Raw genomic sequence first — 22,585 nt, 5'->3', positions numbered from 1 at the left:
TTAAAGGTCACCCCAAAGCCAAATACTTTGGGGATTAAGAGTGGCGAATGCCAATCGAGGTGGAGATTTCGGTCATTTTTAAGCCAGGTTACGTAAACGGTCGCCAGGATGAGACAGATCGCCAAAAGCAATACGAAACTAACCATAATATAATACTCCGTTTCGGGAAAATATTTGAGCATAGAATAGCATACTAAAGGCGTGAAAACAACGAAATCCCAATTTACAAAAATAATTTTCTATGCTAATCTTGAAGCTAGCTAATTGAATATAATCAAAAACCGTAAGAAGAACAAGTATTTTAAGCCCGTAACTTAAAGCGAATTGAGGATGGTGGAAGCTCAAGAAGTTATTCTTTTAAGAAAAACATCTTCTTTGTTTCTAGGCTGAACGATTAAGCGTCCAGTAAGTCTAGACGTGACCGATACGTTATCGTTTGGAGAGCATATTTTAGATGTGCTTTTAGAGATGTTTATTTTTAAACGAATTTTGGGTGGTACCGCGAAGTCTTTCGTCCCTGTTACGGGATGGAAGACTTTTTTATTGGCGGACTTTTTACGAAGACAATGGAGGGATTTTTAATGGAAAATACGTTGGTTAAATCACTTTATGCGCAAGCAACGCATGATGAAGATGTAGCAGTAGAAGTAACGGGTTGGCTAAAGACGCTCCGTTCTTCCAAGAAAATTAGCTTTTTGGAAATTAACGACGGTTCCTGCATTAAAAATGTGCAGGTAATCATGGAAAATGGGTTGGAGAACTACGAAGAAATTAAGAAAGCTCCCATTTACACTACCTTAAAAGTAGTCGGAACGGTAGTGGACACTCCGAAAGCTAAACAACCGTTTGAAATTCACGCAACTGAAATTGAAGTTTTAGGTAACTCAGACAGTGACTACCCGCTTCAAAAGAAACACCACACACCAGAATTCTTACGTGAACAAGCACATTTGCGTCCGCGGACCAATACTTTTTACGCAGTTTTCCGGATTCGTTCGTTGGCAGCCTTTGCCATCCACGAATTCCTCCAAAAGAATAACTTTGTCTACGTTAACACTCCGTTGATCACTTCTAGTGATACGGAAGGTGCCGGTGAAATGTTTAAGGTGACTACTTTAGACCTTAACAACGTTCCAAAGAACGAAGAAGGCAAGGTTGATTCTACTAAGGACTTCTTCAAGCAACCAACTAACTTAACGGTTAGTGGTCAATTGAACGCGGAAGCATTTGCGTTGGCTTTCCGGGATGTTTATACTTTTGGTCCGGCTTTCCGTGCGGAAGATTCACACACTACGCGGCATGCCGCTGAATTCTGGATGGTTGAACCAGAAATGGCGTTTGCTAACTTGCAAGACGTGATTAACGTTTCCGAAGACATGTTGAAGTACGTGATCAACTATCTTTTGGAAAATGCTTCTGATGAAATCGACTTCTTGAACCAAAACGTGGACCAAGAATTACGGGCTCGTTTGGAAGCAACTCGCGACGCCGATTTTGCCCAAATTACTTATACGGAAGCAATCGACAAGTTGTTAGCTGCTGACCAAGAATTCGAAAACAAAGTTGAATGGGGAATTGATCTCCAAACTGAACACGAAAGATACTTGAGCGAAAAAGTTTACCAAAAGCCAGTGTTCATCACGGATTACCCACGCGACATCAAAGCCTTCTACATGCGGGAAAACGAAGACCACAAGACGGTTGCCGCAGTGGACTTATTAGTACCTGGCATTGGCGAATTGATTGGTGGTAGCCAACGTGAAGAACGACTAGCTAAGTTGAACGAAAAGATTAAGGAATTTAACTTGGATCCTGAAGAATACAAGTGGTACCTTGAATTAAGAAAATATGGGGAAACGGAACACTCCGGATTTGGAATTGGTTTCGAAAGATTATTGATGTACGTTACTGGTGTGGAAAACATCCGCGACGTTATCCCATTCCCACGGACCCCGGGTAACGCTAGCTTCTAATTCAAAACGTTAATAGTAAGCAAAAAGCCTTGAATTTAGTCAGACGATGACGGATTCAAGGCTTTTTTGAATATTTAGTGGCTGCACAAGGGTGGCATCCTAATCCCCCAACGAAAACCGCAACCTCATATTGCGGGAACCGATGTTGATTGCATCGTTAAGCAGTTTAGTAGCCTGGGCTAAGGTGAAATCGGCCATTGCCTGGTTAGCGGACGTTAAAATTTTTTCCGTGAGGGTGGCTTGGTGATCCGTTTCTTTTTGCATTCTTAGCACGTTTTGGAGTACCGTTTGGGCAAAGTTTTCCTGTAAATCTTGGTAGAGGGCAAAATTTCCGTCTCCAATTAAAGCAAGCACCCGGCTAATCCAGTACATGTAGTTGGTATTCACTACCGTGGGAGTATCGCGGTAGCAAGCCGGAGTATCCGCGACGTTACTATAAAACGGCACCATGGCGTTAAACGTGTTGGGACCAAAGGCCAGCCAATGAATTCCCGCGATTTCATCGGGAACTTGGTTGCGTAACTCTAGAATGTGAGTTTCTAGATTGCGATTGATGCCGATTGGCCGAAAACGTTTCTCGGGCACCGTTTCGCCATAAGGATCGTAGGGCGTTTCTTGATAGTGTGAGCTCAAAAGAAACTTCAAATCTTCCACAGAAATTTTCTTGGTTGCACGATTAATGAAAGGTAAATCTTGGTCGGTAGGCTCCCCAACAAAATTATCGTCCAAAAATTGGTGGACGTACCAAGCCCGGGGGTTATTGTAGTACCGGTCTTTAATCGTGGCACTACCAAAAATGTGCCGTAAATTAAGGCCTTCGTGATCCGGATTAAGTTGATTTTTGGCAATGAATTCCGGGAGATCCGCAGAGGCTAGGCAATTAGCTGAATTAAAGTCAAAATCGGTGATGTTCCAGCGGTTTGGCGCAATTGCATAGGCATCGTCGGGAATTCGGATTGCAACCCAATGATGGCCTCCGATGGTTTCCATATACCAAATTTCTTCGCGGTCGGCGAAGGCAATTCCGTTGGATTCGTAAGTACCGTATTCTTCTAAAAGTTTACCTAAGCGCAAGACGCCCGCCTTGGCAGACTCGATGTACGGCAAAACTAGCGTAAGAAAATCCTCTTCGCCAAGTCCCTTTTCGACTAACGGATCCACGCTAAGTACCCGGGCGTTAGTAGTAATGGTTTCGGTAGCGGTCATCGCCGTGTTTTTACTGTTGATGCCGCCAGCACCCCAAATGCCATATGTGGGATCGGCATCGGGCGTGGCGGTGTAGCGGAGCGGATTGTCGGGAAGGGGAATCGTTAAATCACTATGGACAGAATGATAGGGTTGGGGCTGATCTTCGGGGTTAACGACCACGAACCGTTGGGCATTAGAATCATCGGCACCGTCTTCGTTACGGGCAATGATGGTGGAACCCGTCAGGCTAGCGTTTTTACCGACTAAAATAGTGGTACAAGTTTTCAACATGTGCTTGTCCTCCAATTGATTTTTACTGTAATGGTAGCACGATTAGCTAAATAGGCAATCACTATTCAGTTAGAAAAGGGAATGCTATCATGGTCAATATACAATTTAAACTAACATGAGGAGCGTTAAGCAATGGTTAAAACAATTGCAATGGAAGATTTTTACCAAAAATATCCGCTAACTACCGCCGTTTTATTGGACGTGCGGGAGCCAGACGAATTTGCGGCTGGGCACGCGGTGGGGGCGCGTAATTTTCCCTTGAGCCAACTACCTAATCGCTTAGCCGAATTAGACCAAGCAACTCCATACTACGTGATCTGCCGTTCGGGAAGACGTTCAGCAAACGCGTGCGGGGTACTCGAAGTCCAGGGCTTTGATGTAACCAACGTGGTCGGCGGAATGCTAGCTTGGCCAGGAAAAGTGGAAAAAGACTAGATAAAAATAAATGCGGGAAACAAAAGTCGGGTAATTTCTGAGCGTTAACTGAAAATAGACCATTATGCCAAATTCAGGCATAATGGTCTATTTTTGGTTAAGCGGAACAAACTAATTTTTGGTGCACGTTGGGCTTTACTAAAGGCCCAACACCCGATTTACTATCTAAAATACCAAACCAGTACTTGTAAAGCTAAAAAAGTTCCCGCGGCAACGCCCCAGTTCCATCGGGGAATGGCGTAAGTTTGGTAATGGGTGCGCGGCTGATTTTCGCTAAAACCGTGGGAATGCATGGCAATTGCCAAGTTATCCGACCAACGCAGCGATAGTAAAATCGCCTTAAAAAAGATTGTGGGGGACCAGACGTGTAAAACTTCACCACGCAGCATGGCTGCGGTTTTAATTTGTTGAACGGCCGTCTTTACCCGGGGGATGAAGTAAAAGGCGCCTAACGATCCGTAAACGAATTTGGTAGGTAAATGCCAATTTTGTTCCAGGGAACCTAACAGACTTTCGACGGTCGCGGTAAAAGAAAATGCTCCACCCAAAACAATGTAGGCGTAAACCCGGGTAGCCATTGTCCAAGCGGTCCGCACCGCGTTGCCGGTCCCGTTTAAATAAAACGAAATCCAAGTTGCTACGGCAGGAAGCAGCGGGATCACCAAAAGCAGTCCCAGTTTGCGCACCGCAATTCGTTTCCAAAGCAAGTAGGCTAATCCGCCAATGATAATCACTAGGTTAACGGGAACACTTTTAACAAAGGCAATTTCAAAACTAATTGCCAGAATTAAAATGAATTTAACTGATGAATCCATTTAGCTCCTCCTGATAAATAAGCTGGTGATCGGTCAATGCCAAATGATAGTCAAAAAATTCTGGCAGTCCCGTCAATTGGTGACTGATCATCACAATGGTTTGTTTTTGTACTTGGGCAGCTTTTTGAATTAATTGCATAACCACCCTTACGGAAGCTAAATCCAAGCCGGCCAAAGGTTCATCAAGCAAAACGAGCGGGTTGCCTAAAATTAACATGGTTAAGATTTGGAGCTTTTTCTTTTGCCCGCCCGAAAGTTGATAAACAATCTGTTCTTGTAACTTCGCTAAATTAAGACGTTCCAGCCAGTCCTGGATACGGTCGGCAGTCCAATATTGGGGTGCCCGGGCATGCTGTAAGCTTAGGTCGATTTCTTCCGTGACGGTCATTTTAAGAAATTGCATTTCAGAATCTTGAAAGACCACCGTAGCAGTTTTGGCCCAAGTTCGCGCGTTGAACTGAGAAAGCGGCCGATTATCGTAAAAAAGTTTGCCCTGATAGGGATGAAGTCGGGCAATTGCTTCGAATAACGTCGACTTTCCCGAGCCGTTTTCACCAGTAAGCAAAATTAAGTGTTGCTTGGGGAAGGACGTTTGGACGGCCTGAAGTAGATACCGGCCCCCGTTTTCAATCCCAAAATCTTGTAACTTTAGGATTGCAGCGGCGTTTGCGTTAGGAATCGGGAACGCCGTGCGGGTGGTTAACTGGTAACGTGCAAAAATCGGTTGTGGATCGGTAATTAAGCTAACTTGTTGGTGATCAAGCTGGTATAAGTGATCGCAAATTTCCGCATAGTCGTTGAGATCGTGGTCGGCAATTAAAATCGTCTTGCCTTCTTGTGCCTGCAGCTTTTTTAAAAGCTTGATGAGGGCTTTGCGAGATTTTAGGTCAACGTTGGCAAATGGCTCATCAAGTAAAATTAAGTCACTGCCGGTTGCCAGAGTAATCGCGAGGGCGACTTTTTGCAGTTCTCCGCCAGAAAGGGTGGCGAGTTGCCGGTGACGCAAGTGAGCAATCCCCACTTGACTAAGCGCTTGGGTAATTAAATCGTCAATTTCATCAGCGGGAATAGCCAAGTTTTCCAAGGTGAAGATGAATTCCTTTTCGACTTGGTCCATGGCAAATTGTTCTCGTGGATTTTGAAAGAGCAACGCCAATTTTTGGGTCAGCTCTGCGGGTTGCCAGGCGGTAACGTCCTTCCCTTCCAATTTGATGGTTCCTTGGATAATTGTTCCCGCAAAGTGAGGGTACAGTCCTGCGATAATCCGTAGCAGAGTGGACTTTCCGCCACCAGACGGACCGTACAAAACGTTGAAACTACCAGCCGTTAGGTGAAAGTTAAGTTGTTTGAGAATCGGCTGAGTTGCCTGCCGATATTTGAAAGTTAAATTGTTAATTGTGACTTTTTCCATAATTGGATGCCTACTTCCGCCGCATAATGCCCGAACGCTCTACCAGCCGGTTGATCCAGGCAACTAAAACGCCACAGAAGAAACCAATTGAAATAAACCGAGCGATAAACAAAACGATTAGAAAGCTTGGACGGTAAGCGGCATAGCCTTCTTGGGCAAGGCTCCAGCCGAAGGTAATGATGGTGCTAGTGACGGTCGACAAAAATAAGGCCAGTTTGTCGTAATGGCGGTAGCCAGTGAAGGTGAAACCAAGCTCGCTCCCAATTCCTTGAATGAGCCCGGAAAGAATTGCACCAGCGCCAAACTGACCGCCTAGGAGCATTTCAACCAGACCACCCAGAGTTTCCGCGATGATACTGGATCCAATTTTGCGGGTGAGCATGATGCCTAAAGGACCGGCAATCATCCATAGGCCAAGTAACAGGTCATTAGCTAGCGGACCGAGACCAATTGCGGCCAACCCCGCCGTTAGAAAACTATACGATAAATTAGTGGCGAAAAAAATCACCCCACAAAAAATCGCGATTAACACAATAAAGACTACGTCTCGTAACGAGTAATTCCAGTTTGCTTTTTTAGTATTCATAACTAAAAAACCTCCTCAGTAAATTAATAAATTTACTTAGAAACAAGAAGCCAGAAAAATAGCCAGCTTTTCGGCAACGAAAAACTGGCTGTTATTATCCAATATCTCCCTACGCTAATACTAATTAGACCAGGTTCAATGGGTATTATCTCAGCCAAAACGGCACCCCAGCATTGTTGTTTTTAAGTTTTTACTATGAAGCAATCGTAGCATTTTGTAATCGGCTTGTAAAGCGGTTACTTGGCTGCAAATGGTCTACCTAAAAATTATGGGAACAGATTGGTAAGGTCACGTTATTCTTAACGTTAGATATGACAAGGGACCCAACCGAAAAAATAACAGGGGTAATAGGATGATTTGTGAAAATGATTGCAAATTGGTACTGGTAGGTTTATGCTTAAGTTGATAGGGAATGCGCCGAATAAAATAGGTTTAGGAGGCCAATGAAATGAGTAGACTAGACGGAAAAGTTGCGATTATTACTGGTGGAGTAAAAGGTTTTGGGTTAGCCTGTGCCAAACTTTTTGTTCGAGAAGGTGCAAAAGTGGTGATCACAGACGTTGATGTTGCTGGCGCAAGTGAAGCCTTGCAGGAAATTGGCGAAGATAAGGCCGTTTTCGTCAAACAAGACGTTGCGGTGGAAGACAATTGGGAACCCATTTTTAGGACGGCAATTGATAAATTCGAAAAAGTGGATATTTTGGTTAATAATGCGGGAATTTTAGCCTTTGACGATGCTGAAAATATTGAACTTGACGAATGGCACAAGATTTTGTCGGTTAACCTGGACGGCATCATGTTAGGAGTGAAGTATGGCATTCGACACATGAAGGAAAAGGGTGGTTCGATTATCAACATGGCTTCGATAGCGGGCCTGATTGGGATTTCTAACCTGTACGCGTATAACGCCTCAAAAGGTGGGGTGCGTTTACTTACTAAATCAGCAGCCTTGTACTGTGCGGAGAAACATTATCCAATCCGGATTAATTCGGTACATCCGGGATACGCCCACACCCCAATGGTGGATGCGTATCCTGAAATGCGGGCGGACTTGGAGAAACTACACCCAGTTGGCCGCCTAGGCACCGCGGAAGAAATTGCCAACATGGTGTTGTACCTAGCTTCCGATGAATCCTCCTTCTCGACTGGCTCCGAATTTGTGGTGGACGGCGGATACACGGCACAATAGGTTTAGCACGCTACTCAATTTAATAATGGATTAATAAAACTGGTTCAAATAGGAGGGTAAGCCTATTTGGACCAGTTTTTTTGTGAAATACTAGTTTGAATGGTTATTTGAAGAATGGAAATTTGCTTGGCGGGAACGCAGGGAAACGTTAATCTTTCTAGCCGTTAACCACCAGTAGAAGTAAAGGGCTAACCAAACAACAGGATAGATAATCAAGTACCCCCAGATGAAGCTAGCTACAATACTAGGAGCGGCAAAGTGCCAGTTAAAAACAAATGAAGTTCCGGCAATAATTAGAAAAGTACCCACAAAGTGAAGAAAAATTTTGCCTAAAAAGGGGATTTTTAAAAATTGATGACTTTGTAGTTCGGTAAGGGTAATTGTTAGAAGTCCAATTAGAGCAAACATCAAGAAGAGCTGCAAGGCGTGTTGAGGAGTAGGACTAATTGTGGTAAACCCGCATGCAATGGTTGCTAAATAAAAGGTCGAACCGGCCATCACGTGGTAGACAATGTACCGCAAAAACTTTTTTATCGCGTTCATAATTGGATACCTCACAATCCTAAATGGTGTTTTAAGTCGGGCAGATATTTTCGGCTAATGATTAGTTTTAGATTATTTTGCATGCGAGCAACCATATTACCGGAAAAAGAGGGTTCAAGTAGTTTTAGATAATCCAAGTTAAGGGCGGCGCTTCGACTAATTCGAACAAACTTAGTTGCATCAAGCTTAGCAAGCACGTTTTTTAGCTGGCCGTGTAGCTGGTAATCTTGGGTAATAGTGTGGATCGTTACTTGTTCGCCTAAGACCTCAAGAGCAACAATTTGGTAACAAGGAATTAGGTTGACTTGGTCATCGATAACAATCGGTAAAGTTTCTTTTTGTTTATCCAATTGATCCAACAGTTCTAATAACCTTGTAACTTTAGTATTTAAATGTGCAGCTTTAATTGAAACCATGATTTCGTCGGTAGCTAACGAGGTATCTTGGTTAAACGAGATTTTCAATTTAACCCCTTCTTTCCGAGGCTGGTTAGATTTGTTTAGTAATAAAATTCCGGCTCCGTTTGCTAAGTAATAAGGATAATAAGCTGAATCCTAAGAAACTGGCAAATAAAATTATTACCATGGTTGAACCAGTTAATGGTCCGTTTATATTAATGCGAACGCCCATGCTTTTTTCAAAAATGTGTCGAGCCTGAACACTGTTAAAGGTTTGGCTTAAAGGCTTTTTCATCAGCAGGTTACGAAATAAAGCTGCGTTATAAATTGCGGGAATTAGGTTAATGAAGCGTTGTGCTGAATCAGGTAACATTCCGCTTGGTAAATAGACTCCCGCGAGAAAGCCACTCATGGTTCCGATGATGGTCCCTAACCGTCCTAAGGTCTCAATGCGCGTGACAAAGCTGAGAATAAATTGAGAAAAGGCGGTCCAAACTAAGCTGCTTAAGATAATCAGTAAGAATAACGGGACTAATTGTTCAAAGGGAAAACGCAGTTGGTCAGTTATCGAAAAATAAGTGTACATGATTGCTAGCATACCGAATTGCATCACGATGCTGATGGTAATTGCACTAATTATATAACTAAACTGAATCTTAAAGTAGGCAACCGGGGTGATTAAAAAATCTGCCAAAGTTTTCGTTCCACGGTCAATGATCATTTGCGAAAATGCCGTGAGGGTGGTTGTAATGGTGGTGACGGTTAGGATTCCCCCAATCACCCAAGGATCAAGAAGTAAATTATAATTTTTAAGCATAAGGGCGCTATCAATGTTATCCCTTAAAAAGACAGTGTAGAGGACAAACGCGATTAACGCACCAAGGAGTGAAAAAAATATGGTGCTTGGACTGCTGAAGAAAAGGTATAAGTTTCGTTTAGTTAGTGACCACATTTTAATTAACTTCCTTTCCGGTGAGTGCGAGGAAAATATCGTTCATGTTGCCTTGCCGACATTCAAAAGCGGTTAGTAAGGCACGGTACTGGCCAACGATCTGGAGGATTTCGTCAATACTAGCAACGTGTAATTCAAAACCGGTAGCAACGTTTGAAAATGAACTGTTATTTTTCAATAGAGCTTGTTGTAAAGCAAGACGATTATTCGGAATTAAGGTCAGTGAGTATTGCGCGTACTGAAGCTTTAAATTAGTGACAGTATCGTCAGCGATGATTTGTCCGCGATCAATTACGTATACGTAATCAGCTTGTTCCGTTTCCTCTAAGTAATGGGTGGTTAAAATCACGGTCATTTTGGTGGTCTGTTGAAGCTTATGAATGGCTTGCCAAATGGTATTGCGAGTCTGAATGTCCAATCCAGTTGACGGTTCATCCAAGAACAAAACTTCCGGTTGGTTTACTAGGGCGCGAACGATGTCGACTCGCCGACGCTGCCCGCCTGAAAGGGTGCCGTAGGGTTGTTTTAAAAGATTATTTAAGTGGAAATGTTTAAACAAGAATTGGAGCCAGCTCGAAGAGGTTTGGGAATACATATTTGCCCGACTTCGAATATTTTGCCGAACGGACATTTTTTTATCCAGTAGGCTATTTTGAAAAACTACGCCAATCTTTTTTCGGTAGTCGGAGTCTGCGGGATGCAACCCCGCCAATTCAATGGAACCACTGGTTGGTGAAATTAAACCAATTAACATATTGATTGTGGTTGTTTTTCCAGCACCATTGGGTCCAAGAAAAGCGACGAATTCTCCAGCCTTAATTTTTAAGTCAATTTGGTTTACGGCAATTTGGTGGGGATATTTTTTAGTTAGATTTTTAACGATTAGTGTGTTCATAAAGTCATCTCCTTTGGTTGGAATTAGTATAAAGGAGCTAGTAAAGGTTTGTATGGGGACAAGGGACAAGTGGTTTAGTATTCGGGGTAAGTGGTTAATATGGAAAAACAAACTGATTCTTGGCGCGCACTTTAGCATTAATTAAGTTCAGTAAAACAAAATATTTTTAGCCGGTAGTAATGAGAAATCAATCAAATCTAAAAACCTGGTCCGCAACTAAACTGCGATGACCAGGTTTTTGATTGTTATTTTAAAATGCGTTACATACACCATATATAGTGGTTGATCGTTCGTTAAGCACATACATCTTGTGTTTTCAACCTTTATCTTTTTGCAAAATCGGAGTAATCTATGATGTGAAGAGAAACCAATCAAGCCAGTTTCGAATATCAAACAGCTTTAAATAAACAGAAAATAATAACGCTGTTTATTATAGCGAGAATTGAACGAGATTGGAATAAAAAATTAGAAAAGGACGGGTGGTTAAAATGATCAATTCGCAAGCAATCGCAACCGACGCTTGGACTGAATTACGTCAAAAACAAGTAGTTAAAGCAGATGGGGAAAGGATGCAATTTTATCCCTATAAAATCGCGCTAGTGGTTGATCAATTAACCACGGACGATGTTGAACGGCAAAATATTACGCAAGCAATTTTAGAACAGTTAACGCAAATGGCGTCGCCGCTAACGGTAGAACAAATTCGGGCAGTCTTCAAAGCGATCCTCCATGATTATCAACGGGACGACTTGTGGGAAAAATATGCTGAATATCGGCAAGCCGATGAAGCCAAGTGGCAGGCCGCGATTGACCCGCAAAATAAATTAAGCCAGTTATTTGATGGAAGGGATACGGTAGTTCACGAAAATGCTAATAAGGACAGTAATATTTTCAGCACCCGTCGGGACTTAACGGCCGGAATGGTCGGCAAATCATTTGGATTAACGATGATGCCACAGACCGTAGCAAAGGCTCACTTGCGCGGCGATATTCATTTTCATGACTTGGACTATTCACCGCTAACTTCAATGACCAACTGCTGCTTGATTGACTTCAAGAGTATGCTAGCGAATGGTTTTAAGATTGGAAACGCGGAAGTAGAGTCGCCTAAGTCGATTCAAACTGCAACCGCCCAAATGTCGCAGATTATTGCGAACGTCGCATCGAGCCAATACGGAGGGTGTTCGTCAGACCGGACGGATGAAATGTTGGCGCCTTACGCAAAATTAAATTACGAAAAGCACTTGAAGGAAGCCGAAAAATGGGTGCTCCCCGAACAACGGGAGGCCTTTGCTAAGGAAAAAACCAAGAAAGATATTTACGACGCAATGCAAGCGTTAGAGTACGAAGTTAACACGCTGTTTTCATCCAACGGACAAACGCCGTTTACCACGGTGGGATTTGGTCTGGGAACTTCGTGGATCGAACGGGAAATTCAAAAGGCAATTTTAAAAGTTCGCATTAAGGGACTCGGTAAGCAGCACCGGACCGCAATTTTCCCGAAGTTGGTCTTTTCAATTAAGCGCGGAATAAATTTAAATCCGGAAGATCCCAACTACGATATCAAACAGTTGGCCGTAGAGTGCGCAACTAAACGGATGTATCCCGACGTTTTAATGTACGACAAAATTGTGGAATTAACCGGAAACTTTAAGGCGCCCATGGGTTGCCGGAGCTTCTTACAAGCTTGGAAGAACGCTGATGGCGAAGAAGTTAATAGCGGCCGAATGAATTTAGGGGTCGTAACCGTCAACTTGCCACGGATTGCGATTGAAGCCCAGGGTGATCGGGAAGTCTTCTGGGAGATTATGGAAGACCGGGTGGCGTTGGCGAAAAAAGCCTTACTCTTCCGGATTAAACGTTGCCGGGATACCCAACCACAAAATGCACCGATTTTGTATAAGCACGGTGCCTTTGGGGTCCGCCTCAAAGATGGTGACGACGTGGACCAACTGTTTAACCACCGGCGGGCGACCATATCGTTAGGTTACATTGGATTGTACGAAGTGGGAACTGCCTTTTTCGGTCCAGATTGGGAAGATAATCAGGAGGCCCACGATTTCACGGTTTCAATCGTGAAGTACCTGTACGAACAGTGCCTAGCTTGGGAAAAAGAGTACGGTTATCATTTCAGCGTTTACTCCACGCCAGCCGAATCCCTGACGGATACCTTCTGTGAGGATGATATTGAAAAATTCGGCAAGATCAAGGACATTACCGACAAGGAATACTACACTAACAGTTTCCATTACGACGTCCGGAAAAATCCGACTCCGTTTGAAAAACTTACTTTTGAAGAGGAGTACCCGAAGTACGCGGCCGGTGGCTTTATTCACTACTGTGAGTACCCGAATTTAAAACAAAATCCGGCTGCTTTAGAAGCAGTTTGGACCTGGGCTTATGACCACGTGGGCTATTTAGGGACGAATGCTTCGATCGACCACTGCTATAAATGTGGTTTTGACGGCGACTTTAAACCCACGGCCCGCGGTTTTGAATGCCCGCAATGTGGGAACCGTGACCCCAAAACTTGTGACGTGGTTAAACGGACTTGTGGTTACTTAGGAAACCCAATGATTCGGCCAATGGTTCACGGACGGCACAAAGAAATTTCATCACGGGTTAAAAATATGGAATAGGGGTGAAAACGTGGTTAGACAACGACGAGTACGGTCACCGAGAAATCCCCAGCCGCAAGAATGGCTGGCGAAGGACCGCAGTTTAGAATACATTGCCGACTATAAGCCGTTTAACATGGTTGACGGGGAAGGTATTCGCTGCAGCTTGTACGTTTCGGGTTGTTTATTCAACTGTCCGGGATGCTACAACAAGGCGGCGCAAAATTTCCATTATGGACGCCCCTATTCGCAGGAATTAGAAGACCAAATTATCGAAGACATGGGGCAAAGTTACGTACAGGGGCTGACCTTGTTAGGCGGAGAACCCTTCTTAAACACGCAGTTTTGCTTGCGGCTAGTCCGGCGGGTGCGCCAAGAATTTGGGCACGACAAGGACATTTGGTCGTGGACCGGTTACACCTGGGACGAATTGATGCAGGAATCTTACGATAAATTGGAATTGTTAAGTGAACTAGATATTTTGGTGGATGGCCGGTTTTTAGAAGCTAAAAAAGATTTGACGCTTCAATTTCGGGGAAGTTCCAACCAACGAATTATCGACGTGCCTAAATCGTTAGCCGCAAACCAAGTCGTCATTTGGGATAAATTGCTTCGTTAAGGTAGGAGAATTTGATGAGTAAGTTAGAAATTAAAAATTTAAAGGTCAATGCGGGTGATGAGCGCATTTTAAACGGGGTTAATTTACAAATTAATCCGGGAGAAATTCACGCATTGATGGGACCTAACGGGACTGGGAAGTCAACGCTTTCGGAAACGATTATGGGAAATCCGCTCTACGAGATTGTAGATGGCCAAATTTGGTTAGACGGGCAAGACATCACGGAAATGAGCGTGGACGAACGGGCCCGGGCGGGAGTCTTTTTAGCGATGCAGTATCCGATGGAGGTCGCGGGAATTTCCAACGCCGACTTCATTCACGCAGCGTTGAATGCGCGTAACCAAGGCCAACCGGTTGCCGTACTGCCCTTTTTAAAACAGCTTAAAGCGAACATGGAATTTTTAGAAATTAATCCGGAATATGCTGACCGGGGGCTTAACGCCGATTTTTCCGGTGGTGAAAAAAAGCGTAACGAAATCCTGCAAATGATGATGTTACGACCCGAGATGGCTATTTTAGATGAAATTGATTCCGGATTAGATATTGACGCCCTCAAAATTGTGGCAAAGGGGATCAACGCAATGCGCAGTACCACCTTTAGCTGCTTGATGGTTACGCACTACCAGCGCCTGTTGAATTACGTGGTGCCTGACGTGGTGCACATCATGATGGACGGCCGGATTGTTAAAAGCGGCGGCCCCGAACTAGCTACGGATCTGGAAAAGACTGGCTACGCTGAATTAGAGGAAACGTTAGGAAGTGAAACCTGCCATGGCGATTCCCTTGAATAAAACGACGACCGCAAGTTATCCCCGAATTTTAGGAATTCGGTATGACCCCGCAGTTTTTACCTTGACGGATTCTTCCAGCGCCGCTTGGGACTGGGAGGCCAACGCGGAAGCTTTGCAAGCCATTAATGCAGCGGGAGGTACGGTCCGGCGCATTAATGGTGCGACAGCGGAACTATCCGGGCTGCCCCAATTACTAGCTTCCACGAACAACCAATTTGTGCAACAACACTTGCAAGACCAACTCCAAGGTGTGGTAATCAGTTTGCCGGACCACGCGGAAATTTCGCCAACGCTAAACTTAACCTTGCGAACGGAGTCAGCTTTTCCCGTGGAATGGACAGTTTGGTTTGATTTAGGGGACCATAGTCGGCTGACCACGAAGTTAACGCTAGATTTAGCAGGAGAAGTGCCCCAATCCAACTGTTTGATTGGGGGAACTTTAGCGGACGAAAGCAATTTGACACTCATCACCGACACGCAAAGCCATCAGGCTACCCGAAGTTTATTGCTAGGTGATTTTGTGAGTGCTCGGGATGCTAACCTCGATTGGTCCTTGTGGCCACAAACTAAGGGCCAGCTGTTGGGTGATTTAAACGTAACGCTTGCTGGAACCGGCAGTCGGGCAACCCTTAACTTGGCGCGTTACGGCTACCAAGATGACTGGGTGGGCATCCGTGGTCAAATTAAGCATTTGGGCCAACATACTTTTAGCCGAATCAACATGCGGGGAGTTTTGTACGAAAATTCCCGGGTCAACTTTACGAGCATTGGCCAAATTGATCACGGGGCCAGTGATGCGGACGCGGACCAGGAAAGTCGGTTAATGACCGTAGAACCGCATGCTAAGGGCAGCGTTAACCCGGTCTTAGTGATTGACGAAAACGACGTCCGAGCCGGCCACGCCGCTAGTGTCGGCCAGTATGACGAAGATGAACTTTACTACTTACAAAGTCGGGGACTGCCGATGGCGACGGCAAAGCAAATTTTAATTGATAACTTTATGGAACCGATTTGGCGTTTGCGCAACGGGGAGGTTGGCTAAGATGACGGATTACCAAGGCTTAACATATTTAGATAACGCGGCGACCACCCCCATGCCAGAGGAAGTTTTAGCGGTAATTGACGAGTATCACCGGTTTAACAAGGTTAACGTCCATCGGGGGATTTATCAGCTTGCGGGCCGGGTCACCAGCGCTTATGAAGCGGTTCGCGAACAAATCGCCCAGTGGCTGCATGCTCCTCAACCAGAGTCGGTCGTTTTTACCAGCGGGACTACCGACGCGTTAAACCAGGTTGCCTTCGGCTATGCACAGCCGCGGTTGCAGCCGGGGGACGAAATTATCGTCAGTGTACTCGAACACCATTCTAACCTAGTGCCTTGGCAACGGGTGGCTGCCCAAACTGGGGCGCGCTTGCGAATGGTGGGAATGGATTCGCAAGGTAACCTGGATTATGTTCAATTAGCAGAGCTTGTCAATACGCATACCAAGGTAGTTTCGCTCACGATGGTTTCTAACGTGTTGGGGACGGTGGTTGACGTGGCAAAGGTTGCCCAACTAGTTCATCAGTATGACGGAATCTTAGTGGTGGACGCTGCCCAAGCGGTCGCCCATTTGCCAATTGACGTTATCGCCATGGATGCCGATTTTCTCGCGTTCTCCGGGCATAAAATGTTTGGCCCCACAGGGATTGGGGTGCTTTATGGCAAGCTAGCTCGGTTAGAGGAGATGGAACCGGTCCGTTTTGGTGGCGAAATGGTCGACTTGGTTACGCCAACTTCGGCAACTTTTCAGCCTTTACCAATCCGTTTAGAAGCGGGGACCCCCAACGTTGCTGGCGTACTAGGGCTAGGAGCGGCCGTGAAGTATCTAGAAAAACAGGACTTTGCCGCTATTCAAAAACATGAAGCACGCTTAATGCAGTTTTTACTTACCGAACTCCAGGAAGTGCCGGAGGTTAAAATTTACGGCCCGTTAGATTATCAACAACGGGTGGGAGTGGTTAGCTTTAACGTTGGCAAACACCACGCCCATGACGTGGCCACGATTTTAGATGCTTCGGGAGTGGCCGTGCGCGCCGGACACCTGTGTGCGGAACCATTAATGCAAGCTTTGAACGTTAGTAGCGTCGTGCGGGCGAGCTTTACCTTCGAAAATCAGATTGCTGATCTGCAACGCTTAGTGGACGCGGTAGAACAAGTGGGGCGGATTTTATCATGAACAATTTACAAGAGTTATACCAAAAAATTATTTTAAATCACGCTAAGAACCCGATAGGCTACGGAAAAGTACCCCACGCAAATTGTGTCGGGGCGTTGCGCAATCCCGAATGTGGCGACGAGATTACGGTTTATGCCGAAGTTGACGCACAACGGATCCAGCAACTGGGTTTCACGGGGGCGGGCTGTGTGATCAGCATGGCATCGGCAAGTATGATGGTTGCGCAATTAAACGGCCGCACCTTAGCGGATGCCCACCAACTCTGGGAAAATTTCCAAAATTTAGTGTTACAAAAGGATTGTGATTCCGATCAGCTGGGGGATTTAGCGGCTTTTGCTAGTCTGCATCAGTTTCCAACGCGGGTGCGGTGCGGTACCTTAGCATGGCACGCGCTTGCAGAAGGTTTAAAGGAGAAGGGAGAAGTTTTTGATGGATGAAGTCAGTCCAACGCAACCAGGAAATTTTAAGGACGAATGGGGACCGATGGATGACGTCCAGCCGGTCTTTTCAACCGGGGTCGGAATTAACGAGGAAACCATCCAAGCCATTTCACGGGCGAAGCACGAGCCCCAATGGATGCTAGACTTGCGGTTACAGGCCTACCAAATTTACCAATCCATGCCCATGCCGAGCTTTGGACCAGACCTTAGTGAGATTGATCTGAACGAAATTAAATATTTCCAGCGGGCAACGGATCACATTGCTCGCAACTGGGAGGACGTGCCCGACGAAATCAAGACTACCTTTGAACGAATTGGGGTTCCAGAAGCCGAACGAAAGTACTTAGCCGGTTCGGCGGCACAGTATGAATCCGAAGCGGTTTACCACAACCTCAAACAGGATTTAGAAAGTCAGGGAATCATTTTTATGGATACTGATTCAGCTTTGAAACAGCATCCGGAACTAGTCCGACAGTACTTTGGTAAATTAATTGCCGCAAACGATAATAAGTTTGCCGCATTGAATACCGCCGTTTGGTCGGGTGGAACTTTTCTATACGTGCCGAAAAATGTGCATGCCGACGTGCCGATCCAAAGCTACTTCCGGATTAACGCGGGTCGGATGGGCCAGTTTGAACGAACCCTAATTATCGTCGACGAAGGTGGCAGTGTTAACTACGTCGAGGGATGCACCGCGCCGAATTACGCGGAGGATAGTCTGCACGCCGCGGTTGTAGAAGTGTTCGTTAAAAAGGATGCCTATTGTCGCTACACAACGATTCAAAATTGGTCAACGAACGTGTACAGCTTAGAAACCAAGCGGGCCCAGGCCGAAGCAAATAGCACCATGGAATGGGTCGACGGCAATTTAGGCTCAAAGGTCACCATGAAATACCCCAGCATTTACCTAACGGGCGCGGGCGCCACCGGTTCAATGCTGTCGATTGCGGCGGCGGGTGCCAACATGCACCAGGATACCGGCGCCAAGATGATCCATTTAGCACCGAACACCCATAGCACGATTGTTTCAAAAGCAATCTGCCATAACGGCGGTCGGGCGGACTACCGGGGATTGATTAAGTACACTAAGGCGGCCAAACGGGCTAAGTCCCACGTTGAGTGTGATACGATTTTGATGGATCAAGACAGTGCCAGCGATACTTTCCCAGTTAACGACATTGAAACGAGCGACGGCACGATTGAACACGAGGCCCACGTTTCGAAAATCTCTGAAGCCCAATTGTACTACTTGAAAAGTCGGGGATTAGACGAAGCAACCGCCTCTCAATTAATCATTATGGGATTTTTGGAGCCCTTCACCAAGCAATTACCAATGGAATACGCTGTGGAATTAGATCGGTTGATTAAGTTTCAGATGGAGGGCAGTATCGGCTAAAGCTGTGAAATTTGCGAACGTTATGCAAAATTTTGCCCAATAAAAAGAACGGCGTTAATTCGCCGTTCTTAAACGATTGATAATAAATTAAAGTGGAAAACATTTTTAAATAATAGAGCCAAAACGTGCTCCCAAAGTCAGTTTGCGCCGCTTAATAGGTAATTGGTAACCATGTTCATGCATAACCACCGATTCCTTGTTAATGCTCACGAACTAGCCGACTTTAGGGGTGCGTTTTATTTTAAAGATGGAAGGCGGCTTGCACACCTACAATCAGCATTTTGACGCCGATGGTTGCTAAAATCAGCCCCATTAACTTGGTGATCACATTCATGATGTTGTTGCCCAGCTTGTCCATGATTTGTTCACCGTAGATAAAAATGAAGTAAGCAATGATTGCTAAAACAACGAACGCGGCCACAACGATGAAGGGGTTGGTTCCACTAGCCAAGTTCATGGTGGTGGCAATGGTTCCGGGGCCGGCCAAAATTGGCATGGCTAGCGGGGAAATCGCGACGTTGGTGTTACTACTGTTGACGGAATCCTTAACGGATTTTTCGGGATTGTGCTGGATCGGCGAAACGTTACCTTGAATCATGTGGTAACCAATCAATCCTAAAATGATCCCGCCCATGATGCGGAGTGCAGCAAGGTTGATGCCAAAAATGGTGAAGATGTAATTTCCGAGAAAGGCAAACAACACTACGATGACGGTCGCCACGATAAAAGCCAGCCGGGCAATCGCGTTGATTTCCTTGCGGCTGTTATCAGCAGTCAAACTGACGAACATTGGCAAGTTAGCAAAGGGGTTCATAATTGCAAAAAATGCGGTGAATGAAAGTAAAAATGCTTGAACTAAATGCATGGTCGTCCTCCTTGTTAAACGTTTTCAATGCAATGATTGTTTTTTAATTATATGGGTTAGGTGGGGAAATGCCAAGTTTGGTGATTTTTGGTTAAGCGGAACCAACTGACTTTTGACACACGTTTTGGCTCTATTGAAGTCAAAACGCCAAAATAAAAACGATTCATGAGGAAGTTTCACTTCATGGACCGTTTTTTATTTAGAGCCTTTTGTCACAGCCCTTTTATTTATTGATAAGGACGGTAATGAGAATGTTTGCTTTCAAATTCCTTGATTTCGGCAATTTGTAAATCTTTAAAGGTGATTAAGGAAACACCGTCAAACTTGAAATTCTTTCCATGATCAACGCAAGCAAACATCCATTCTACGATATAAGTAGCGCCATCATGATAGATATTTTTAATGTCCCAGCAAGTCACGGTTTGTACCTTGAATTTATGAGTTATCCACCGCTGAATCTCTTGAATGCCAACGTACTCCGCTCCATAGCATTCCACGTAATGCACAGCTGGAGTGAAAATTTGTGCTAAATCAATTAGCTTTTTATTTTTCCACATGTTGAAGTAACGTTGGATGAGTTCAATTTGCTGGTTCATGAGGGTGCTCCTTATTTTGATTGGTTAAAGTTGGTGACTCATTTGATGAGTGATGGTTATTGTTTATATATAACTGATTTCACTTCATTTTAACACTAGGAAATTGTTAACTTAGTTACAAAAATAATCGTTTATTTTGAAGTTGTCTAACCGGCACCAGAAACAATTTACTTATAAGGATAAAATACGTATGATAAAGGCGATGAAAGGAGTAGGATGTGCTAAAAAGCGGGTAAGCAAATGGTAAAACTTAAGTGATTCATTAGCACATCCAATGTGTACTCGTGAAAAGAAAGTTAATTTACCCAGTAATTATAAGCGAATATAACCATGAAGGTCATTATTATGTAGTCACTTCTTAACATATAGGGAATGGTGACTCAGGGAGATACGTTCGAAGACGCGGTTTGCTGGGCGGAAGATGCCATTGGAACCATGTTAGATGGCGAAAAATCCTATCCTAAGGTCCAAGATCCAAGTAATTGGAAGTTAAATAAAAATGATCGGTTAGTTTACATTACCGTTGATATGAGCAAATGGCTAAAAAAGAATTCTAAAACCGTTAAAAAGACGATTACCGTTCCAGAATACTTGAACGAAATGGCTAAAGAACAGAATATTAACGTATCGCGGGTTGCTAGCGAAGCGTTGAAAAGGGAACTGGGAATCTAATCATAGAATTAGATTTTTACTATGAAATCCATTCCCTAACCCACCACACCCCAATCAAAATTATGCTATGCTAGATGCAACATTTTTTAGGAGGCAGGATTTTGCGAGTTAATCAACATCAAGAATGGCTAGTTAATTTTTATCAAAAACGGAATTGGTATCAGCTTTCCCCGTTTGTGCGCCTTAATTTTTTAACTGAAGAAGTGGGGGAGTTGTCACGAGCAATTCGGGCCATCAAAATTGGCCGGGACCATCCTGGAGAACCGCAACCCAACGCGGAGCAGTTGCGCGACAACCTTACGGAAGAACTTGCCGACGTTTTGGACCAACTATTAATTATTAGTAGTAAATTTGATATCGCCCCAGAAACGTTGCTTAATTATAGTGAGGATAAATTGAAGGCGCGGTTTAAGGATGCGCTAGATGAAGAATAGGATGATAATAAAAAAGTTCTAACCGCTTGGCGATTAGAACTTTTTTATTTGGAAACTAAACGGGGCTCCAACTGCAAATGATATTATTTTTCAAGGAATTCCATAAACAATTTTTGGTAGATTTCAATGAAATCAAGGTACATCTTTTTAGGTAAACTTTCATTTACTTGATGTTGTGAGCCGTCACCAGGGCCGTATACCGCAAAAGGAAAATCGTTTGGTTTATCCTTTGCTAAGTTAGAAGCATCGGTAATCCCGGGGCTAGCAGCTACGACAATCTCACGTCCAGCGTATTCCTTACCGATGGATTGAATAGTTTTAACTAATTGGTTTGAAGGACTCGTTGCAATCGGGAACTCATTCATAATTATTTCCGTGCTAATTTGTGCGCCGGCGTCATTATAAGTTTTAACCAATGATTCAATCTTCTTAGCTACTTGGTCATTATCATATTCTGGAATGGTTCGAACATTGATTAAGGCCGTAGCTAAATCAGGGATGGAATTAATCTGATTTCCACCATTTAAAACATCAATGTTGAATCTTACCGGGCCCATTTCTCCAGCAGGGATTGTTTCAAAATATTCGTTAGCTTCATTTAGTAGTTGCATCAAAGGAACTAGGGCGTTATAGCCCTTTTCAGGTGTCGAACTATGCACAGAAGTACCTTTAGAAGTAAATTTAATATCAAAAGAGCCCTTTTGTTCGGAAGTAGTGCCGTAAGTTGAGGAAGGTTCGGCGATTAGCAAACCGTCCGCGTCTTCCATATAGTGGTCACGGTAAAAGGCTGCGGAACCTTCTTCACCAACTTCTTCTCCGGCAGTTGCAAGCAAGCGGATGGTGCCTTTTTTAGGCAAGCCTTGTTTTTTCAATTCAATCATGGCAATTACTAAAGCTGCTAAACCAGCCTTCATATCCGTAATTCCTCTACCAAAGAGCTTGCCATCTTTTTCGGTCATCGTAAATGGATCGCTATCCCAAGCTGCTAAATTTCCGGGATCGACAACGTCCATGTGCCCCGAAACGGCGAGGACGGGAGCACCACTACCGATTTCAGCAACTAAATTAGCACGTTGGCCCTTAATCGGGAGAATCTCTGAGTGAATATCATTTTTCTGGAATAAATCTTTTAGATATTCCGCGACCTCTAATTCGTGGTCATTAACGGACTTGATTTTAATTAAATCGGCTAAAATTTTTAAATATTCTTGATTTTCTGAAAGCATATCTTTATCACACCTTTCCCTTTATTACTGGAA

23 protein-coding genes, 1 riboswitch and 1 other annotated feature are annotated in these 22,585 nt (G+C 44.4%); of the genes, 12 read left to right on the top strand and 11 right to left on the bottom strand.

Annotated features, from left to right (window positions below):
* The first annotated feature begins 274 nt into the window (after nt 1-274).
* Nucleotides 275-522: a binding site (T-box leader), on the top strand.
* Nucleotides 523-581: 59 nt separating this feature from the next.
* The gene (gene asnS, locus I6H64_RS06490) at nt 582-1,973 is read left to right on the top strand and encodes an asparagine--tRNA ligase (RefSeq protein WP_002831160.1); all 1,392 of its coding nucleotides are present in this window, start codon (nt 582-584) and stop codon (nt 1,971-1,973) included.
* 99 nt (nt 1,974-2,072) lie between these two features.
* Here the strand turns inward: asnS and I6H64_RS06485 are convergent, their stop codons facing one another.
* Entirely contained in the window at nt 2,073-3,452 is a 1,380-nt protein-coding gene (locus I6H64_RS06485) for a C69 family dipeptidase (protein WP_056985064.1), read from the bottom strand.
* A 132-nt stretch (nt 3,453-3,584) separates the two neighbouring features.
* Here I6H64_RS06485 and I6H64_RS06480 point away from each other — a divergent pair, with 132 nt between their 5' ends.
* The gene (locus tag I6H64_RS06480) at nt 3,585-3,887 is read left to right on the top strand and encodes a rhodanese-like domain-containing protein (protein ID WP_008841794.1); all 303 of its coding nucleotides are present in this window, start codon (nt 3,585-3,587) and stop codon (nt 3,885-3,887) included.
* Nucleotides 3,888-4,048: 161 nt separating this feature from the next.
* On the opposite strand, the gene I6H64_RS06475 is transcribed toward I6H64_RS06480, so the two are convergent.
* The 3 genes from I6H64_RS06475 to I6H64_RS06465 are packed head-to-tail and all read right to left on the bottom strand — an operon-like array spanning nt 4,049 to nt 6,699.
* Nucleotides 4,049-4,702, bottom strand: coding sequence for an energy-coupling factor transporter transmembrane component T family protein (locus tag I6H64_RS06475; protein ID WP_008841793.1), 654 nt, complete (start codon nt 4,700-4,702; stop codon nt 4,049-4,051).
* Entirely contained in the window at nt 4,686-6,113 is a 1,428-nt protein-coding gene (locus I6H64_RS06470) for an ABC transporter ATP-binding protein (protein WP_008841792.1), read from the bottom strand. The genes I6H64_RS06475 and I6H64_RS06470 overlap by 17 nt, the downstream gene beginning before the upstream one ends.
* 10 nt (nt 6,114-6,123) lie before the next feature.
* Nucleotides 6,124-6,699, bottom strand: a complete 576-nt coding sequence (locus I6H64_RS06465; RefSeq protein WP_008841791.1) for an ECF transporter S component — start codon at nt 6,697-6,699, stop codon at nt 6,124-6,126.
* Nucleotides 6,700-6,787: 88 nt separating this feature from the next.
* A riboswitch (TPP riboswitch) is annotated at nt 6,788-6,879 on the bottom strand.
* A gap of 268 nt (nt 6,880-7,147) precedes the next feature.
* Here I6H64_RS06465 and I6H64_RS06460 point away from each other — a divergent pair.
* Nucleotides 7,148-7,888, top strand: a complete 741-nt coding sequence (locus tag I6H64_RS06460; RefSeq protein WP_008841790.1) for a glucose 1-dehydrogenase — start codon at nt 7,148-7,150, stop codon at nt 7,886-7,888.
* A 90-nt stretch (nt 7,889-7,978) separates the two neighbouring features.
* Here I6H64_RS06460 and I6H64_RS06455 read toward each other — a convergent pair whose 3' ends face one another.
* The 4 genes from I6H64_RS06455 to I6H64_RS06440 are packed head-to-tail and all read right to left on the bottom strand — an operon-like array spanning nt 7,979 to nt 10,676.
* Nucleotides 7,979-8,431 carry a DUF3021 domain-containing protein gene (locus tag I6H64_RS06455; protein WP_008841789.1) on the bottom strand — a complete coding sequence of 151 codons (453 nt, stop codon included), beginning with the start codon at nt 8,429-8,431 and terminating at the stop codon, nt 7,979-7,981.
* 11 nt (nt 8,432-8,442) lie between these two features.
* Nucleotides 8,443-8,895 (bottom strand): LytTR family DNA-binding domain-containing protein, encoded by a 453-nt coding sequence (locus I6H64_RS06450; protein ID WP_008841788.1) that lies wholly within the window; start codon nt 8,893-8,895, stop codon nt 8,443-8,445.
* Nucleotides 8,896-8,920: 25 nt separating this feature from the next.
* The gene (locus I6H64_RS06445; protein WP_036685512.1) at nt 8,921-9,781 is read right to left on the bottom strand and encodes an ABC transporter permease; all 861 of its coding nucleotides are present in this window, start codon (nt 9,779-9,781) and stop codon (nt 8,921-8,923) included.
* A gap of 1 nt (nt 9,782) precedes the next feature.
* A complete protein-coding gene (locus I6H64_RS06440; protein ID WP_056985066.1) occupies nt 9,783-10,676 on the bottom strand; it encodes an ABC transporter ATP-binding protein in 894 nt (297 codons plus the stop codon).
* 488 nt (nt 10,677-11,164) lie between these two features.
* On the opposite strand from I6H64_RS06440, the gene nrdD reads away from it, so the two are divergent.
* From nrdD to sufB, 7 genes are read left to right on the top strand one after another with little or no spacing between them, the layout of a single operon-like run.
* Nucleotides 11,165-13,315 (top strand): anaerobic ribonucleoside-triphosphate reductase, encoded by a 2,151-nt coding sequence (gene nrdD, locus I6H64_RS06435; protein WP_036685892.1) that lies wholly within the window; start codon nt 11,165-11,167, stop codon nt 13,313-13,315.
* A 10-nt stretch (nt 13,316-13,325) separates the two neighbouring features.
* The gene (gene nrdG, locus I6H64_RS06430; protein WP_008842361.1) at nt 13,326-13,913 is read left to right on the top strand and encodes an anaerobic ribonucleoside-triphosphate reductase activating protein; all 588 of its coding nucleotides are present in this window, start codon (nt 13,326-13,328) and stop codon (nt 13,911-13,913) included.
* A gap of 14 nt (nt 13,914-13,927) precedes the next feature.
* Nucleotides 13,928-14,704 (top strand): Fe-S cluster assembly ATPase SufC, encoded by a 777-nt coding sequence (sufC, locus tag I6H64_RS06425; RefSeq protein WP_008842360.1) that lies wholly within the window; start codon nt 13,928-13,930, stop codon nt 14,702-14,704.
* Nucleotides 14,673-15,746: a SufD family Fe-S cluster assembly protein gene (locus I6H64_RS06420; protein ID WP_232623493.1), complete on the top strand. Its 1,074-nt coding sequence runs from the start codon at nt 14,673-14,675 to the stop codon at nt 15,744-15,746. Before sufC ends, I6H64_RS06420 begins: the two co-directional genes overlap by 32 nt.
* A gap of 1 nt (nt 15,747) precedes the next feature.
* The gene (locus tag I6H64_RS06415; protein ID WP_008842358.1) at nt 15,748-16,923 is read left to right on the top strand and encodes an aminotransferase class V-fold PLP-dependent enzyme; all 1,176 of its coding nucleotides are present in this window, start codon (nt 15,748-15,750) and stop codon (nt 16,921-16,923) included.
* The gene (sufU, locus tag I6H64_RS06410; RefSeq protein WP_008842357.1) at nt 16,920-17,360 is read left to right on the top strand and encodes a Fe-S cluster assembly sulfur transfer protein SufU; all 441 of its coding nucleotides are present in this window, start codon (nt 16,920-16,922) and stop codon (nt 17,358-17,360) included. Before I6H64_RS06415 ends, sufU begins: the two co-directional genes overlap by 4 nt.
* Complete coding sequence (gene sufB / locus I6H64_RS06405; RefSeq protein ID WP_008842356.1) at nt 17,353-18,759, top strand: Fe-S cluster assembly protein SufB; 1,407 nt, start codon at nt 17,353-17,355, stop codon at nt 18,757-18,759. The genes sufU and sufB overlap by 8 nt, the downstream gene beginning before the upstream one ends.
* Before the next feature lie 241 nt (nt 18,760-19,000).
* On the opposite strand, the gene I6H64_RS06400 is transcribed toward sufB, so the two are convergent.
* Nucleotides 19,001-19,624, bottom strand: a complete 624-nt coding sequence (locus I6H64_RS06400) for a MarC family protein (protein ID WP_008842355.1) — start codon at nt 19,622-19,624, stop codon at nt 19,001-19,003.
* A 227-nt stretch (nt 19,625-19,851) separates the two neighbouring features.
* Nucleotides 19,852-20,220, bottom strand: a complete 369-nt coding sequence (locus I6H64_RS06395; protein ID WP_008842354.1) for a nuclear transport factor 2 family protein — start codon at nt 20,218-20,220, stop codon at nt 19,852-19,854.
* A gap of 372 nt (nt 20,221-20,592) precedes the next feature.
* On the opposite strand from I6H64_RS06395, the gene I6H64_RS06390 reads away from it, so the two are divergent.
* The gene (locus I6H64_RS06390; protein WP_008842353.1) at nt 20,593-20,892 is read left to right on the top strand and encodes a hypothetical protein; all 300 of its coding nucleotides are present in this window, start codon (nt 20,593-20,595) and stop codon (nt 20,890-20,892) included.
* 74 nt (nt 20,893-20,966) lie between these two features.
* The gene (locus I6H64_RS06385; RefSeq protein ID WP_008842352.1) at nt 20,967-21,326 is read left to right on the top strand and encodes a MazG nucleotide pyrophosphohydrolase domain-containing protein; all 360 of its coding nucleotides are present in this window, start codon (nt 20,967-20,969) and stop codon (nt 21,324-21,326) included.
* An 83-nt stretch (nt 21,327-21,409) separates the two neighbouring features.
* Here the strand turns inward: I6H64_RS06385 and I6H64_RS06380 are convergent, their stop codons facing one another.
* Nucleotides 21,410-22,552 (bottom strand): ArgE/DapE family deacylase, encoded by a 1,143-nt coding sequence (locus I6H64_RS06380; protein WP_008842351.1) that lies wholly within the window; start codon nt 22,550-22,552, stop codon nt 21,410-21,412.
* Nucleotides 22,553-22,585: the final 33 nt, after the last annotated feature.

Source organism: Pediococcus acidilactici (assembly GCF_016127815.1).
GTDB lineage: Bacteria > Bacillota > Bacilli > Lactobacillales > Lactobacillaceae > Pediococcus > Pediococcus acidilactici.
Note: the sequence above shows the minus strand (reverse complement) of the source record. Positions and strands in the feature narration are given on the sequence as shown.